Origin of the sequence: Eggerthella sp. BIOML-A1, from assembly GCF_009875595.1 — a bacterium.
GTDB lineage: Bacteria > Actinomycetota > Coriobacteriia > Coriobacteriales > Eggerthellaceae > Eggerthella > Eggerthella lenta.
In genome coordinates, this window is record NZ_WWRZ01000010.1 from 18,626 (window position 1) to 34,347 (window position 15,722).

Sequence of the window (15,722 nt, forward strand, 5' to 3'; positions counted from 1 at the left end):
TTTCCCCCGCCGCTTCCGCAAGGGCGCTTAACGGGTCACTGCACACGAGCCGGCTCGCAAGAAGCGCCGCACGCAGTGCGCCGCTGAGGCGGCGTTGCGGGCAAAGCATGTTTCGAATAGTAAACCGAACGAGTGTTTCACGTGAAACATCGGCATCGAAGGATCCCACCGGGACGGGACGGGACGGGACGGGACGGGACGGGACGGGACGGGACGGGACGGGACGGGACGGGACGGGACGGGACGGGCGCTCTGCCAGGCGCCGTGCAGCCGATGGACGACTGCACGGCAACCTGTCAGGCTACGCAGCTGGGTTGCCGCATACGCCCATGAACAGCGGGATGCCCTGCGACGACGTGATCTGGAACAGGAACGGGCGGTCGAGGCGCAGCTCCACTTCCTCGCCTTCGGGGATCATCGCCGATGTGGCGCTGATTCCCATATCCGTGTACGCACTGGCTTCGGCGCCCTCCTCATCCCAGGAGATATGGCTTTCCTGCTTCACCATCGAGATGAAGGCCGGGGTGGCCGTAAGGTTCGAGAAATCCGCCTTGTCGCTAAACGGCGTCTTCATACCCAAGCGCTCGAGAGCCGGAATCAGATCAAGTTCGGTATCGAAGGCGACCTTGGGCACCACGTAGGTTATGAAGCCGTACTCGTCCTCGTTCGCGTCAACGGCAAAAGCCTGGGCCAAGCGCTGCTCATCGGCAAGCAGGTCGTCCACCGACACGCCTTCGGCCGGCAGCACGAACGTCATCATCGTGCCGCCCGTGAACGCCAGACGTGCGCGCAGGAAGTCGTCGGTCTGGCGAAAGCCTTGCAGCGAGTCGATACGCTGCGTCATGAACTGGGTTTCGACGTCGCCCGATGCGGCGTGAAACACGGCGGGCGCGGTGTTCGCCGCATCGAACGTATCCATCCAACCGCCTTTGAAGTACACCGCGTTGATGATGGACAGCAGAAGGTCGCTCTCGGTTTTCACCTGGGGGTCGATGGTGCCGCCCGTATTCTCGGAAATCCATGCGGCCATGGCCTGGTCGGCAGCGTCAGTGCCGAACTCCACCGAAAACGGCGTGGCGTAGAACTGGCCGATCGCCGTGTCGATGAACGATTGCTCGAAGGAGGCGTCCTTCGCCATCCATATGGAATTCGCCAGATCGACCGTGGAGAAAGGATCGGTTGCCAGCACGCGGAACAGGTTGCCGCACTGCTGGGGCACGTCGACGGTGCTGGGCGCACCCAACACCGAGGCGATCTCGTCGCGTGTCTGACCAGCAGCGCCTTCGTTCGCAAGCGCCAGGGCGTAGTACAAACTGAGCGGAGAATACATGCGGTTCGCCTTGGCACCGTCCGCGCCGTCGCCCAACACCGAAGCGGTGCTGCGGTAGGCGAACGCTGCAAGCGAGTCTACGAAGGATTGATCGATCGGGTTCTGCTCGAGCGCGTCCAGCCATGCTTCGGGATTGTTCTCAGACGCCTTCTGAGGAATAGCAGGCTGCGCCACGGCGAACTGGCTCGTCGCACGTTGTTGCGCGCATGCGCTCAACAATGTGCCGGCTGCCAGCAGCGTCACCAGCACTGCAGCCAACGCGATCGTCTTTCCTGCAAGGCTTTCGCCCCGCTTCGCCCGTCCATCCATGGCGTTCCCTCCGTTCGGCTATTTGATCCGTCAAAGGGTAACACGATCGAAGCGACCGAATTGTCGGGAACGCGTTAAAACAGCATGCCCAGAAACGCCGCGATGCCTCCCGTCACGACCATGACAACCCACACGATGAGCCAGAACAGGCAGCCGAACCAGGCAAACAGCTTGCCGCCCTCGCTCCAACCCCAACCATCCTTGCCCATGAACCATGCGGCCAACACGCCGAACAGGCCGCCGAAGAGGCCGACGCAGAAGTAGCCGAATTTTGCCAAACCGGATATCTCGCGCATGAGACGCTCCTTTCGCTTGAAAGGACGAGCGTATACCGAGTGCGTGGAGCGCAATGCAAGGAACGGCGTTTGTGACGCAGCTGATGCAGGATGGCTTCCATTCGTTTAGATTGCAGATTCTCGACGTTCCCCATCAGGGTCGGCAGGGTAATAGCGCGCTCCTCGCCCATGCCCCTCAAGTCGCAGCTTTCCCGACGCAGTCATTTCTTTGATGATCGATCCAGCTTTCGAGGGCGAGACGCGAAGTAACTCCGCCACATCGGAGCGCATCAGAGAGCCCTGAACGCGAGCCAACTCCATGACCAGTTCCGGATGGCGAACATCATCGATTCCTTTTTGCCTCACGTACCCGAGCGCATGACCCGTTTCTCTGTAAACGCGCGCCGAGAGAAGATAGGTGGTAGCTCGCCCTGTACCGTGCGACTCGATCAACCCTCGCTCCACAAGCTCTCCAAGCACTCGGTGCAATCGCCCCTGATCGATATGGGTCGCTTCTCGCAAAGCCCCGAAATTCACCTTGCGCTCATCGCGAATGACCGAGAGCACCATCAAGGCAAACACCGTGAACGGACGCCCCGATTGACGCTCCTCGTCAAATATCATCGTTGTGAACGCCGCATCGAAAGGAGCACGAGGCGTGAAGAGGACGACGTCATTCACGGTAGAAGCAGAATAATCGGGAAGCGGCCGGCCAAACCGCAGGGAACCTTCGTATATACGATCCACACCGCGGCCCGTTTTTTCCGCGAGCCCAACGCGCTTTAGCGCTTCGGCCAGCAGGGGATTTCGTCCATGAGGGGGCACCGTAAGAAGGTTCTCGTACGTGATGCCTTCGACAAAACCTCCAGGATTCGAAATGGTCATCCCCTCGGAGTCCATAAGCACGCGGGTCGGCCGCAGAATAGTATAATCGCGGTGGGCAAAGGCGTTCACCAGAGCCTCGCGAAATGCACGTGCATCGTAATCAGAGATAGACAAGCGGAAAAGACCTCGGTCGACCTCCCGTGAAGCATTCTGCGCAGAGAAGTACTGTTCGAATTTCTCGAAAACGGCGAGGAGAGGAAGCGCCGTCTCGACGTTCAACCTCACTTCGGTGTCCTCCAAAACTTGAAAGCTGCTTTTTGCCGTCGGCACATGACGAGAAAGGGCGTCCTCCTTGCCCACCATAAGAAGGCCTGCAACGGTGGGATACATGCGGTCTCCGAAGGATCGAACGAGGCCAAGAGCCTTGAACAGTTCTGCATCGTCCAAATCCAACAGCGTTCTGTCGGAATCGGGCAGGCTTCCGATGAGCCGGCGAAGACGGCTTACTTCTACAGGATCGAAATCCTCCACGCTTGCATCTGAAACTGCTTCGTTTGAAAAATCGAGCTTGCCAAGGTTGCCAAGTCGCGTTGCTATTTCAAAAGGGTACATTGGAATGTTCTCGGGAGAACCATCAACCCTCACGACCCTTTTCAAAATACGCCCATCCGAGGTAGCGCCCACGACAGTGCCCTTCGGAACGACGATCCTGAGGACTTCGACGCCAGACATCGTATTGAGCTCAGACTCGACCCTGATGGGAGGCATCGTTTTGTTGGCAAGCAAAGCCGCCAGACCGACTGGGTCGGCATGCTTTCGGTTCAGTCCGGTAGGAGTTCCGTCATCTTCGACTCCGAGATACAGGACCCCTCCTTCGGAATTGAACATCGCAACCACTGCTTCAACAAGCAAACTTTCATCAACCCCGTGTTTCGAGGCGTTTCCCGTTGTGTCGCTTTTGAATTCAACCGTGAGGCTTTCTTTTGAAGGGATATCCATTGGACGCCTCCGTTTTGATTCGCTTTGTTTTTCCTTGAAGAATAGCATATAAAAGCAATTAATAGCTTTTATCAAATCATTAATGTTTACTTAAAGCTATTTTTGAGCTTTTGCGCCTAATAACTTCTCCAATAAGCCGGAAAACAAAACGGGTCGCTTCTGCAAGAGGGAGGAGCAGAAGCGACCGTCAACGGAATAGCTTGGTTAGGTGGCGCCCGAAACATGGCGGGCGCCTTTCAGGCGCGTAGCGCTAGGCGCGCACCTCGCCGCCGATCTTGCGGGCGGGAACCTGCTGGCCGGTGGCGGCCATGCGCTCTTCGTGAGTCATCGCGGCCAGTTCGTGCACGCGCTCAACGTCCACGACCAGCGCTGCGGCCAAACGATCGCCGTACTCGGGATCGGCCTTGTAGCAGTGCGCCGCATGGCGCAGGCGGATGTTCTCGGTCACGCCGTCCATGTTGCGCGCCGTGTTGTCGATGAGGGCAGCGCGCTGATCCTCGCCCATCAGACGATACAGGTCGCCCGGCTGGTAGAACGTGTCGTCGGTGGGGTCGTCGGCGGGATCCCACGCGTCCATCGGTCCGAACAGGTCCAGCGGCGGCTCGGCCGCGTCGGCCTGTTGCTGCCACTGCCCGTAGCTGTTCGGCTCGTAGCCGATGGTACCGCCGAAGTTGCCGTCGGTGCGCATCATGCCGTCGCGATGGAACTCGGCGTAGGGGCAGCGCGGCCGGTTCACCGGGATGTGGTTGTGGTTCACGCCCAGGCGGTAGCGCTGCGCGTCGCCGTACGCGAACAGGCGGCCCTGCAGCAGCTTGTCGGGCGACAGCCCGATGCCCGGCACGAGGTGCGTCGGCGCGAACGCGGCCTGCTCCACCTCGGCGAAGTAGTTCTCGGGGTTGCGGTTCAGCTCCAGCGTGCCCACCTCGATCAGCGGGAACTCCTTCTGGCTCCACGTCTTCGTGATGTCGAACGGGTTCTCCTTGTAGTTCTTCGCCGTGGCCTCGTCCATGATCTGGACGCAGAAGCGCCAGCTGGGGAACTCGCCGCGCTCGATGGCGTTGAACAGGTCGCGCTGGTGGCTCTCGCGGTCGCCCGCGATGATCTGGCCGGCCTCGGCGTCGGTGAGGTTCTTGATGCCCTGGTTGGTCTTGAGGTGGAACTTCACCCACACGCGCTCGTTGTCCTCGTTGATCAGGCTGAACGTGTGGCTGCCGAAGCCGTGCATGTGCCGGTAGCTGGCCGGGATGCCGCGGTCGGACATGACGATGGTCACCTGGTGCAGCGCCTCGGGCAAGCTGGACCAGAAGTCCCAGTTGCTCTGCGCCGAGTGCATGTTGGTGTGCGGATCGCGCTTCACCACGTGGTTGAGGTCGATGAACTTCTTGGGATCGCGCAGGAAGAACACGGGCGTGTTGTTGCCCACGAGATCCCAGTTGCCGTCGGGCGTGTAGAACTTCATGGCGAAGCCGCGGATGTCTCGCTCGGCGTCGGCCGCGCCGCGCTCGCCCGCCACGGTGGAGAAGCGGACGAACACCTCGGTCTCGGCGCCCGGCTGTAACACCTTCGCCTTCGTGTACTTGCTGATATCGCCGGTCACCTTGAAGGTGCCGTACGCGCCGGAGCCCTTCGCGTGCATGCGTCGCTCGGGGATGACCTCGCGGTCGAAGTGCGCCAGCTTCTCGATCATCCAGTTGTCCTGGAGCATCATGGGGCCGCGCTCGCCCGCGGTCAGCGTATGGTTGTTGTCGGCGACGGGGTTGCCCACCTCGTTCGTGAGCCTTGTGGTGTCGATTCGGTCGGCCATGGTATCGAGCCTTTCCCTTTAGCCGCATTGGCGGCGTTCTGTTTGATGGGGGCTACGATACGGCAATCCGTTTCGAAATAAAATACTAATTGATATTAATTCTCATTAAAGGTACAATTTTGGCGGTTCGGAGTAGCATCTTCGCTCGGAAAACACGCTCCCGGCGCTGAGGCGTGTTTTTGGAGCGAAGATGCGCCGGAAAGAGGCTGTCGTACAAATGCTTCACGTGAAACACCCCTCACGGACCCGACTACAGCATCCTTACAATGCGATCGATGCGCTTTTGGACGGCGCAGCAGATATAGTCCACGCGCTCGACCAACGCGGGATTGTCCGAAAGGATGGCCGAAAGCTCGTCTGCAAACCCTTCGAGCGCAGCCGGATCGAACCACGAGTAGTCGTTCACCAACCGAAGCTGACGGTTGGCGTCTTCGTAGAACGGCTTGGTCGTGAACGAGAAATCGTGCGCTCGCAGGCTTTCGAGCGTCGACGAGCACCAGAGGCTGCCACCCGTATCGAACAGCGGCGCGATGCGGTAGCGCAGCGTTTCCACGTCTCGCACAAGCCCGAAGTTTCGCCAATGCCGATCGGAGTTTCCCAAGATGTCGTCGCACACGATCATCTTGGACAACGCGATCTCGACGCGCTCCGCATCAAGCGCCGAACAGCATTCCAGGTAGTGTTGGTAATCGTTGCGATGGTTCGGCTGACGCATAGTCTGGCGAACATAGTAGGCCGGGATGTACTCTTCGGTGGAGCCGACGAAATTCTCGCAGATGCAGACGGCACCGCCCGCCCGGCTCTCCAAGCGATATTTCACATACTCGTCCGGGGCAAGCAGCCGTGAGTATAGAGCGCTCGCTGCCGCCTCGTTGAACGGCTCCTGGTTGAGAACCGATCCGCCCTTCACCAGCAAGCGCTTCGCGCCGTCGCATACCCATTTTTTCGGGAGTTCGCCTTCCGAGGTGTTGTCCGGGGAGTCGAGCCCCACCCCGTCGAGCCAGCCTCTGCCGCTTCGCATCTCGCAGAAATCGTTGTCGAAATAGTTCACGTCCTCCCAGGCGATCTCACAGTTTTCGGGACGAATCCAATACTGATCCGACAAAGACAGCCCAAGGCTCTTGAAGGGAATCCTCGCAGGTGAATCGACGCCCAGCTCGGCCAGCTTCGCGTCGATGCCTTCTCTAGTTCCGGGGATGCAGCGATGCTTCCACCAGAACGACAGCGCGTCTTTCGAGACTTTTCGACCTCGGGGGGAGATCATGCCCAGCGGGGCTCGCGCAGGATCGACGATGTCCCCTGCGTCGACGAACGCACCGGCCGCCTCATCGTAGCGAAACGAAAGCACCTCGTGCGTGCGATTCATCAGCACGTAGCGCCCCACATCCCCTTTGCTGGAACTTGCAGGAGGACGCCCCGCCTTCGGAGCGGCGTTGCGACGCGCTTCCACGCTCTGCTCGTCGATGAGCCATATCCCGCCCACTTTCTCGGCAGCCAGCATGCCGCTGCGGATGAGCTGGTTGACGCGTGCGCGCCCCACGCCAAGGCGCTTGGAAGCATCTTCGACCGTCAAGTTGAACATCGTCGCCTCCGTGCTATCGTTAATACTATATTCTTGTATAGTATTTTATACGATTTGCAATTTGCATAAAATACTATATTAAAAACTAGTATTTTCGACAGGGGAAATCCAATGCAAGAATGTTTCACGTGAAGCATTCCTCTGCACTGCAGGACATATGGCTAATGGGGCGCGCAGAACCTTTCGCGATGCAAAGTTCGCGTTCGGCAGGAACGTGCTCACGCTTCGATGGACTCCACCAGGTCGATAAGCTCCTGGCGCGAATGAACCCCCATTTTCGCGAAAATGCTCTTCGTGTGGGTCCGCACGGTGTTCTTCGATATGACCAGCTCTTCGGCCACATACGGCACATCGCGGCCACGGGCAAGGAGGTCGAGAACCTCGGCCTCGCGACGCGACAGACCGTAACGCTCGACAGCAACCGCGCAGCCTGCAGTCACGGAATCGCCTACAGCTCCGACTACAGGAGCCAGCTTCTCTCCCGAAGCGGCTTTCACGCTACCCGCCTTCCTCCCATGCGGCGCCACCATCGCTACCGACAGCGCGTACACCGCCACCAATGCCACCACGGACAGCTCCGCCAGCCCAACGCCTCGACCCGCGCCCACGAACAAGCCCACGACGGAACCCGCCAGCGAGCTTGCATACACGATGCTGGCGAAGGTGCCGTACACGAGCACGGGAGTGAGCGATTGGTTGCGCGCCGTCCGAGCGCACGACACTACCATGAGCGAAGACGTGACCGAAAACACCAGGAACACGAGGGAGTACACCACCTGGCGAAACGTTCCCTCAAGAAGCGGTAACAGCAGAAACGCCGTCGCCGTAAGCGGAAACAGAATCTGATACAAACGCATGAGCGTAACGCGCTCGTACAAGAACCTCCAAGTTGCCAGCAGCGCGACCGAAGCGGCAAGCAGCCCGATCATGTTGCTTTCATTCGTTTGCCCTATCGACCCGCCACCCGAAGCCGAACCGACGCGCACGATACCCACAATGAACGCGGAGAACGCGACGCAGAGCAAAGGGCGCCACAACTCGGAAACCGCTTCGCGGCACCGATCGCGTCGCTGATCGGGAACCGTGTCGAACATGGGATGCACCTTCGGAGCGCATTTCCATGCAGCACAGGTTAGCGCCACCGCCGCGCTGACGAACACGAACAGCGACATCCACGGTACTGCATCGGCGGGCAAAACCTCAACAGCGAAAAACAGCAACGCCGAAATCCCAGCGGCGGCAAACACGACGATACCGGCCGTGAACACCTTTTGCGCAGCCACGATTTCCTGCAAGGCGCCGAACATGATCCCGCTTCCCCATCCGAAGCACGCGCCCACCACGACAAGCGACCACTCGGACGAAACCACGCCGCCATGCTGCAAGGCAACCAGCAGCGAACCCGCAAGAAAAAGCCCCAGCGCCAGTATCGGAGAACGCCACAGCCGAGCCTTCGGCCAATAGAAGGCGGCCAAGCCGGAAACCGCAAGCGAGAGAGGCAGGGTCGCGCTTCGCACGAAATACTCGAGCATGAAAGAGCCCGGATCCACCTGCCCGGTCAGAAACCGCACATACCCTCCCCACAGCGTCACCGAGGTGCACGCCAGGAAGAACCCATAGGCGAGCGCGGCCAGCACCTGCTCTCGCTTCATGTTTTTCAGAATGAATCTCATGGATCCGCACCTCCCCTCCGCGCGCGAACAGCATGCGCTCGAACTTCCGCGCCAGCTGTCCGCGCGCCCATTGTACCGCACCCCTCGACCTCCTTAGCGGACGCTCGCGATGTCCGACCTTCTGGACGAAAAACCACCTAGGCTGGGTGAGGCCTTGTTTTCCCTGATCGATTAGGCTGCGATCAGTCCAAGGCGCAAACAGCGCCCGCAAGGCAAGCAGCGCCTTGGTGAGATAAGCTAGGAAAGGGAGTTCATCATGGAGGGAAATCTGAACCGTCGCAGCTTCGTCAAAGGGGCGGCATTGAGCGCTGCAGGCCTCATTGCGGGAGGCGCGCTGGCCGCATGCTCGCCCGCAGCAGGAACATCCGAAAGCAAGTCCGACTCCGCCCAAACGACGGGCGCGAACAACGCCGAACAGCGGTGGAGCTTCGAGATCGCGCCCGATCCTATCGGCGACGACCTCGTCACCGAAACGGTTGAAACCGATGTCGTGGTGGTGGGAGGCGGCATGAGCGGTCTGGTCGCAGCTGCATCATGCGCTGAAAACGGATTGAAGGTGACGCTCATCAGCGCGTCGAAGGCTCCTGTGAGCCGCGGCGGATCCAACAACGGCGTGTATTCGAAGGTCATGGAAGAGATGGGCATCCCCCGCATGGATCCCACGTGGTTCTACCGCAAGGAGTACCTCGCCAACGGCGGCAACTTCAAACCGGCTCTGTGGTACAAGTTCTACAACAACTCCGAGGAGGCCATCAACTGGATCATCGACATCGCGGCCAAGGCCGGCATCAAGACCACCATCGAGTCGGGTCCGGAATACAAAGAAGGCGACCCGATGTTCACCCCGCCCGCAGCTCACGCGTTCTACGTTGACGACAGCGAGCTGAAAGGATCCATCGGAAACGGCGAAGGGCATATCGCTGCGGAGATGGGGAGGTACGTGGCCGAAGACCTGGGAGTAGACGTGCGCTGGAACGTCAAAGGCGAGCAGCTGGTTCGCGGCGGCTTTGCCAACGGCACGGAAGGTCGCGTGGACGCGATCATCGCGTCCGATGCCGACGGCGCCTACACCAAATACGTCGGCACCAAAGCCGTCATCATGGCAACCGGCGACTTCTCCCATGACAAGGACATGATGGAGCGCTATTGCCCCCAGGCCGTCGAGCTGTGCGATTTCACAACCGATATCAACTACGATCAGGGCATTTGGATGGGCGGGCTCATGCCCGGAGACGGCCACAAAATGGAGCTTTGGGTGGGCGGCGCCTGGCAAAAGGAGCCCAACAACATCATGCTCGGCCGCCCCAACCTTCCCGGCGACCAACCTTACACGAGCCACACCGGCCTCATGGTGGACAACATGGGACAGCGCTTCATGAACGAGGACGCGTTGGGAGGCCTCGCCTGCGCGACCATCATGCATTTGCCCGAGAAGACCGCCTATTGCATCTGGGGCGCTAATCGCGCCGAAGCAGGTGGGCCCTGGGGCGCCATCAACTACCCTCACGGCGAATACTTCACGACGGAAGAGGTTATCGAACGTTGGGATACGGATGCCGACGGCTTCGGCATCGTCAAGGCAGACACGCGCGAAGAGGTCATCTCGAAGCTCGGCTTGCCGGCGGCGACTATCGACACCGTCGAGCGCTACAACAAGATGTGCGAAGCAGGCGTGGACACTGATTTCTACAAGACCGCCGACAAGCTCATCTCCATTGGAGCAGACGACGGTCCCTTCTACGGCGCATCCTTCTCTCCCGGCTTCCTGACTTCTTTGGGCGGCCTGCGCACCGACAGCGATCTTCGGGTGCTCGACGAGAACGACCAGCCGATCGAAGGCCTGTTCAACGCCGGATGCATGATCGGCAACTTCTACTCCGGCACCTACACGTTCGCGATGGAAGGCATGAACTACGGAGCCACCTGCATTACGCTGCCCTACGTTTTGGGCAAGGATCTAGGTTCTGGCAAGCTCAACTAACCTGTACGCACCCCTCCTCCCCAAGCGCGTCGTCCGGGTCCCGCTGGATCGGGTCGACGCGCTTTGCTGCGTGCGTTCGACGGCGCCCGTGCGAAAAGGCTTGCCGTTTCTGGCAGGTTTCGGCCGAAAGCGAGGCAACGCTGCGCACGCGAAAAAAATGCGGGTGCAACGCGCTTGCGCTGCACCCGCATCAGGGAGGGGATGAAGGAGGAAAGGGTCTAGGCTTTCAGGTACGCCGCCGCGCTCTGGGCGCCGATGCGACCCCACGTGAAGCAGTTGGAAAGCGTGAATCCCATGTAGGCGGAGTTGCAGCTAGCCTCGCCGCCCACGAACAGGCCCGGCATCACTTCGCCATCAGCACGGATGACCTCGCCCTGCTCGGTGCGAGCCACGCCGCCGTACGTGATGATCTCGCACGGCACGACGGGCACGGCCAGGAAAGGAGCCTCCAGCTTGGCCGTGGGGAAGCCGCCGATCTCGCGGTCCACGCCCGAGTCCACCGCAGCGTTGTAGGCCTCGATGGTCTCGGCAAGCGCTGCGGCATCCACGCCCATGTTGGCCGCGAGCTCAGTCGCATCGGCACCCTTGATGTATTCGAGTCCTTCGCCGCGCTTCACTTTGCCGCCGGCTGCCGCCACCGTGGCCTCGTCGGAGATCTCCCATACGTAGCCCATGCCGTCGCGATGGATCTTGTCGAAAATGGGGCCGTTCAGATCTTGGCTCATGAACCCCTTTTTACCCTCGTCGACGAAGCGCTTGCCGTCGGCGCCCACCAGTATCATGTTGGGAAGATTGGTAAAGCCGTTGAGGTTCGCGCTGGCCGAAGTGCCGTCATGCTCGCTCATGATGGTGTAGTCCTTCACCACGCACATCATGTCGTTGGTGTGCGACAGGAGCGCGCCTGCGTTCGAAGCGGCCACCAGGCCCTCGCCCTCGCAATTCGGGTGCCCGATGCCGAACGTACCCGCCTTCTCGGGATCGAAGCGCGCCGCCAGCTCGGCGTTGTGGGCGTAGCCGCCGGTGGCGATCATGACAGCGCGCGCCTTGATACGCTGCGTCTTTCCCTTCGCCTCGACCACCGCGCCTTCCGTCTTGCCCTCGGCGTCCAGCAGGACCTCCACCAGCTTCGTGCCCTTCTGGATCTCCACGCCCAGCTGGTCCAGGCAGGCGGTGAAAGCCGTGACGAAACCGCCGCCCGCGCCGTCGACGTTATGCATCATTTGCAGGGGGCCGTAGTAGATGTCGATCTGATCCGTGAACTTGACGCCCACGCGGTCGATCAGCCAGTCGATGGTCTTGCCGCTGTTCTCCACCGTGATCTTGGTGAGCGCCGGGTCAAGATGATACGACGCGTTGTTCATCAGGTTCGCATACATCGCGTCGTAGGTGAGCTCGACGCCCTGCGACTTCTGCAGCTGGGTATCCCAACCGGCAATCATGCCCTGGGACATAGCCGTAGTGCCGCCGATCTGGTCACCCTTTTCGATGATCAGCACGTTCTCCACGCCATTGTCCTTGGCTTCGACCGCGCACGCCATGCCGGCGCCGCCGCAGCCGCACACCAGCAGGTCGACCTCAGCATCCCAAGCACCCTCGGAACCTGTGGGCTTGTCGCCTTGCGGAGCGCAGCCCGCAAGCGCGCCCAATGCGAGCGCTGCGCCGCCCAGCGCCGCACCGCCGATGAAGTTGCGCCGTGAAATTCCTTCGTTCATGACATCCCTCCTGTTGCTCGGGCCGAACCGCCGCTCCTGCGGGCACAATGCCCTCCCCTGGCGACCGTTCAGTTTCGATTGCTATCCTTGTCGTCGGAACTCTTCCCGCCCTACTTGACGACCCGCTCAGCATAGGCCGGAGAACAGGCGCGACGCATCTCCCATTCTGGGTCGAATCGGCGACTCGACCCCTCCCTCATTTTGGGTTGAATTGCCTCCAGCAGGGCTTTTTTGCACGAACAGGGGTTGGCAGAGAGACGATACTATCGGACAATGAGCGCAGATTCGGCGACGTATCGAGGGGAGGGGTCGGCCGATGGATGTTTCGCGCTTCGACAAGCGCCGTCTGCTCGTCGCGCGCTGCGCGCTTGGATTCGCCTCGTTCAAAGTCGCCCAGTCGTCCCTATACTCCACGGCCATGCTGACGTCGGAAACGACCACCGTCCTCATAGCGGGATTGGACTTCAGCATCGCGTCGGCTGCTTTCGTCGTCCTCACGGAGGCGGTCATCGTCGCGCTGGCCCTGCTTGGTCGGCTGCCCAGGCTATCCATGCCAGTGGTCGCGCCCTCGTTGGTGCTGGCGGCCACCGCGGTGTTGTCGTACAGCGGCGCTCTCTCGTCCGTCGATCCAGCAGTCTCGCTGATGGCGCTTGCTTTCGCGCAGGGAACCGCCACGGTCATGCTCACGTTGGCTTGGGTAGAAATCATGACGCAAATGGAGCTCACCACCAGCATGAAGACGCTGGCCTCGTCGATGCTGCTGGCCGCCGCGGTCACCTTGGCCTTGCAGAACAGCCCTTCGCTGGTCATGCTTCCCTGCGTCGTGGCGACGCTTGTGGCGAGCGCACTGCTCTATCGACGCGCGAAAGGAATTGCAGGCAACGCGCTTGCCAGCGGCAAGACGAAGGGAGGCGACGAGGTGACGGCGGGCGCGGAGCAGAAGAGGGATCGAACCTCCCTGCGACCGTACCTTCGGGGATTCGTGTCCATCGGGGAAGGCCTGCTGTCGCTGCTGGTGCTCGGATGCGTCGTGGGCATCATCAACGGATTCATGGTGGTGCAGCACTACGACTTCGACGGCTCGTCTTTGGCATCGGCGATGGGCATCGCCGCAGCCTCGATGGCGTTCTTCGTCATGGCATACGGCTTTCCGAAGACGTTCAGCGCTTCCCGCGCTTATCGCGCGCTTTTCCCCCTGCTCACCGGCGTGCTGATCATTTGGCCGTTCGCGAACTTCCAGTACAGCTACTTCGTGGGCGCGGCGTTCGTCGCCGGTCACAGCCTGATCTCCACCAGCGTGATGTACCTCATCATTCGCGAAGCGCACGAAAGCGATTTGAACCCGTATGCGTTCATGGGTGCGTCGGTGCTGTTGATCAGGCTTGCATCGGTGTCGGGAATCGTAGGCGGCACGGTTATCGCGGGGCTCGATCTCAACCCGTCGTTCAAGACGATGCTGGTGTTCTGCATCGCGTTGTACCTGCTTTCCATCGTCCTGCTATTCATGCTGCGCATCAGGAAGCGCTCGGAACGCGAGCAACGGCCGGCCGCGTCCGGCGAGCCCGTCCGAGGCGAAGACGCATTCGACGCCAAAGGCACCGAAGTGACGGTTCGGCATGGCCTGACGGACCGCGAATCGGAAATCCTCCTGCTGCTGGCTCGCGGCAGGAGCTCCACCTATATCGGCGAGGCTCTGTACCTGTCTCCCAACACCGTGCGAGGACATATCAAGAACATCTACGCGAAGCTGGGCGTACACTCCAAGCAGGAGATAATCGACCTGTTCACCGCTTGACCTCCACGAAAATGTCCTAAAAGGGGCCTGTTCCCTTTTAGGACATCCGTAGCGTCGAACAGCCGGTAGAACCGCCTGCCTCGCTCCATCCCTAACATCCAAAGGCCGCCTTTCGCTATAGAGCCCTAGCCGATGCCCACGAAAACGCCCCGGATGGGAATTGCCCCTTTTAGGACGTTAGATCTTATACATCATCTGGAAGACGTCTTCGCGCTGGACGATGATTTGGACACCCAGGGATTCGCCCACAGCTTCCAGCTTCTCCTGCACCGTGTTGAAGTCGGCGACCTCGGGATTGAGCGTGGTCAGCATGGTCATCGAGAAGATGTCGTCCAGAATGGTCTGGCTGATGTCGTCGATGTTCGCGCCGCACGCGGCAAGCGCGGTGGCAACCTCCGCGACGATGCCGCTGCGGTCCTTGCCCAGAACGGAGACTACACACTTCATTGGCTGGTTCCTTTCCTTGCCTGCTGCGCTACCTGATTGCGAACGAATGTTTCATGTGAAACATTCGCGATGGCCCTTTCGGGGCGCGCCCTAGTTCCGTCGCGCGAAGATGAGCGACAGCGCCTCGGCGCGCGTCGCCTGGCTTTTCTCGAAGGCTCCGCGCACGGCGCTGGTGGTGGTGGTCGTGCCGGGCTTCTTCACACCGCGCATGCTCATGCACATGTGCTCGGCCTCCAAAACCACGATCACGCCCTGCGGGTGCAGCTGCTCGATCAGCGTGTCGGCGATTTGCGAGGTCAGACGTTCCTGCACTTGCGGGCGCTTCGCGAACGCATCCACCAGGCGCGCGAGCTTCGACAATCCGCAGATGCGTCCATCGGATGCCGGGATGTACGCCACGTGCGCCACGCCGAAAAACGGCGCGAGATGATGTTCGCACATGGAATAGAAGGGGATGTCGCGCACGAGAACCATTTCCTCGTGGTGCTCGTCGAACGTGGTTTCGAAATGCTGCGCCGGATCCTCGGTGAGGCCCGCGAACACCTCTTCGTACATCTTCGCCACGCGCTCGGGAGTTTTGACCAGGCCCTCGCGGCCGGGATCCTCGCCCACGCCTTCGAGGATCAGCCGCACGCCCTCTTCGATTTTCGCTCTATCCATAACCGTCTTTCTGCCGTCATACAACGAGAAGCATCATACCATGAGCGCTCTTTCCGCTGAGGCACACGCCACAGGGACTCTAGATGACGCGGTGTCCGCGAACGCCGTTGCAGAACCGCTTGCCGCGCGCCCCGTCATTCGCGACGTCAAGATCGGCAAGCTCCCCGCCGCCTCGAGAGACAAGGATCCTTCGGACAGTCAGCTTCTTGGAAAGTGGAAAACGGGGAGCGGGGGGCGGGGGGAGCGGGGGCGGGGCGGAGGATGACGGAGAAATCGAAGCTCGGCGGCAGAAACGGGGCGGTTTGGCAATCTCCCGCCTGCCTTCCGACC

Annotated in this window: 11 protein-coding genes; 2 read left to right on the forward strand and 9 right to left on the reverse strand. The window is 60.6% G+C overall.

Features of this window, described 5'->3' with window-relative positions; translation table 11 throughout:
• Positions 1-301: 301 nt before the first annotated feature.
• From GT590_RS12820 to GT590_RS12845, 6 genes are all read right to left on the reverse strand, one after another.
• Positions 302-1,639, reverse strand: coding sequence for a serpin family protein (locus GT590_RS12820; RefSeq protein ID WP_009305714.1), 1,338 nt, complete (start codon positions 1,637-1,639; stop codon positions 302-304).
• Positions 1,640-1,713: 74 nt separating this feature from the next.
• A complete protein-coding gene (locus GT590_RS12825) occupies positions 1,714-1,935 on the reverse strand; it encodes a hypothetical protein (protein ID WP_009305713.1) in 222 nt (73 codons plus the stop codon).
• Between the two features lie 105 nt (positions 1,936-2,040).
• The gene (locus tag GT590_RS12830; protein WP_009305712.1) at positions 2,041-3,738 is read right to left on the reverse strand and encodes an RNA-binding domain-containing protein; all 1,698 of its coding nucleotides are present in this window, start codon (positions 3,736-3,738) and stop codon (positions 2,041-2,043) included.
• 250 nt (positions 3,739-3,988) lie between these two features.
• Positions 3,989-5,542 carry a catalase gene (locus tag GT590_RS12835; RefSeq protein ID WP_009609023.1) on the reverse strand — a complete coding sequence of 518 codons (1,554 nt, stop codon included), beginning with the start codon at positions 5,540-5,542 and terminating at the stop codon, positions 3,989-3,991.
• 250 nt (positions 5,543-5,792) lie between these two features.
• Positions 5,793-7,124 (reverse strand): DNA-binding protein, encoded by a 1,332-nt coding sequence (locus GT590_RS12840; protein ID WP_009609018.1) that lies wholly within the window; start codon positions 7,122-7,124, stop codon positions 5,793-5,795.
• A gap of 218 nt (positions 7,125-7,342) precedes the next feature.
• Positions 7,343-8,797, reverse strand: a complete 1,455-nt coding sequence (locus tag GT590_RS12845) for a helix-turn-helix transcriptional regulator (protein ID WP_009609020.1) — start codon at positions 8,795-8,797, stop codon at positions 7,343-7,345.
• A gap of 256 nt (positions 8,798-9,053) precedes the next feature.
• Here GT590_RS12845 and GT590_RS12850 point away from each other — a divergent pair, with 256 nt between their 5' ends.
• Positions 9,054-10,778 (forward strand): FAD-dependent oxidoreductase, encoded by a 1,725-nt coding sequence (locus GT590_RS12850; RefSeq protein ID WP_009609022.1) that lies wholly within the window; start codon positions 9,054-9,056, stop codon positions 10,776-10,778.
• A 218-nt stretch (positions 10,779-10,996) separates the two neighbouring features.
• Here the strand turns inward: GT590_RS12850 and GT590_RS12855 are convergent, their stop codons facing one another.
• Positions 10,997-12,490, reverse strand: coding sequence for an FAD-dependent oxidoreductase (locus GT590_RS12855; RefSeq protein ID WP_009609014.1), 1,494 nt, complete (start codon positions 12,488-12,490; stop codon positions 10,997-10,999).
• A gap of 316 nt (positions 12,491-12,806) precedes the next feature.
• On the opposite strand from GT590_RS12855, the gene GT590_RS12860 reads away from it, so the two are divergent.
• Positions 12,807-14,285: a helix-turn-helix transcriptional regulator gene (locus GT590_RS12860; RefSeq protein ID WP_009609024.1), complete on the forward strand. Its 1,479-nt coding sequence runs from the start codon at positions 12,807-12,809 to the stop codon at positions 14,283-14,285.
• Between the two features lie 177 nt (positions 14,286-14,462).
• Here the strand turns inward: GT590_RS12860 and GT590_RS12865 are convergent, their stop codons facing one another.
• Positions 14,463-14,732, reverse strand: coding sequence for an ACT domain-containing protein (locus GT590_RS12865; protein ID WP_009609009.1), 270 nt, complete (start codon positions 14,730-14,732; stop codon positions 14,463-14,465).
• Positions 14,733-14,822: 90 nt separating this feature from the next.
• Positions 14,823-15,392: a GTP cyclohydrolase I FolE gene (gene folE, locus GT590_RS12870; RefSeq protein ID WP_009305704.1), complete on the reverse strand. Its 570-nt coding sequence runs from the start codon at positions 15,390-15,392 to the stop codon at positions 14,823-14,825.
• Positions 15,393-15,722 lie beyond the last annotated feature (330 nt).

Coding starts and splice junctions, on each gene's coding strand:
- GT590_RS12820 (WP_009305714.1), bottom strand. CDS start 1,639: ATGGATGGACGGGCGAAGCGGGGCGAAAGCCTTGCAGGAAAGACGATC.
- GT590_RS12825 (WP_009305713.1), bottom strand. CDS start 1,935: ATGCGCGAGATATCCGGTTTGGCAAAATTCGGCTACTTCTGCGTCGGC.
- GT590_RS12830 (WP_009305712.1), bottom strand. CDS start 3,738: ATGGATATCCCTTCAAAAGAAAGCCTCACGGTTGAATTCAAAAGCGAC.
- GT590_RS12835 (WP_009609023.1), bottom strand. CDS start 5,542: ATGGCCGACCGAATCGACACCACAAGGCTCACGAACGAGGTGGGCAAC.
- GT590_RS12840 (WP_009609018.1), bottom strand. CDS start 7,124: ATGTTCAACTTGACGGTCGAAGATGCTTCCAAGCGCCTTGGCGTGGGG.
- GT590_RS12845 (WP_009609020.1), bottom strand. CDS start 8,797: ATGAGATTCATTCTGAAAAACATGAAGCGAGAGCAGGTGCTGGCCGCG.
- GT590_RS12850 (WP_009609022.1), top strand. CDS start 9,054: ATGGAGGGAAATCTGAACCGTCGCAGCTTCGTCAAAGGGGCGGCATTG.
- GT590_RS12855 (WP_009609014.1), bottom strand. CDS start 12,490: ATGAACGAAGGAATTTCACGGCGCAACTTCATCGGCGGTGCGGCGCTG.
- GT590_RS12860 (WP_009609024.1), top strand. CDS start 12,807: ATGGATGTTTCGCGCTTCGACAAGCGCCGTCTGCTCGTCGCGCGCTGC.
- GT590_RS12865 (WP_009609009.1), bottom strand. CDS start 14,732: ATGAAGTGTGTAGTCTCCGTTCTGGGCAAGGACCGCAGCGGCATCGTC.
- folE (WP_009305704.1), bottom strand. CDS start 15,392: ATGGATAGAGCGAAAATCGAAGAGGGCGTGCGGCTGATCCTCGAAGGC.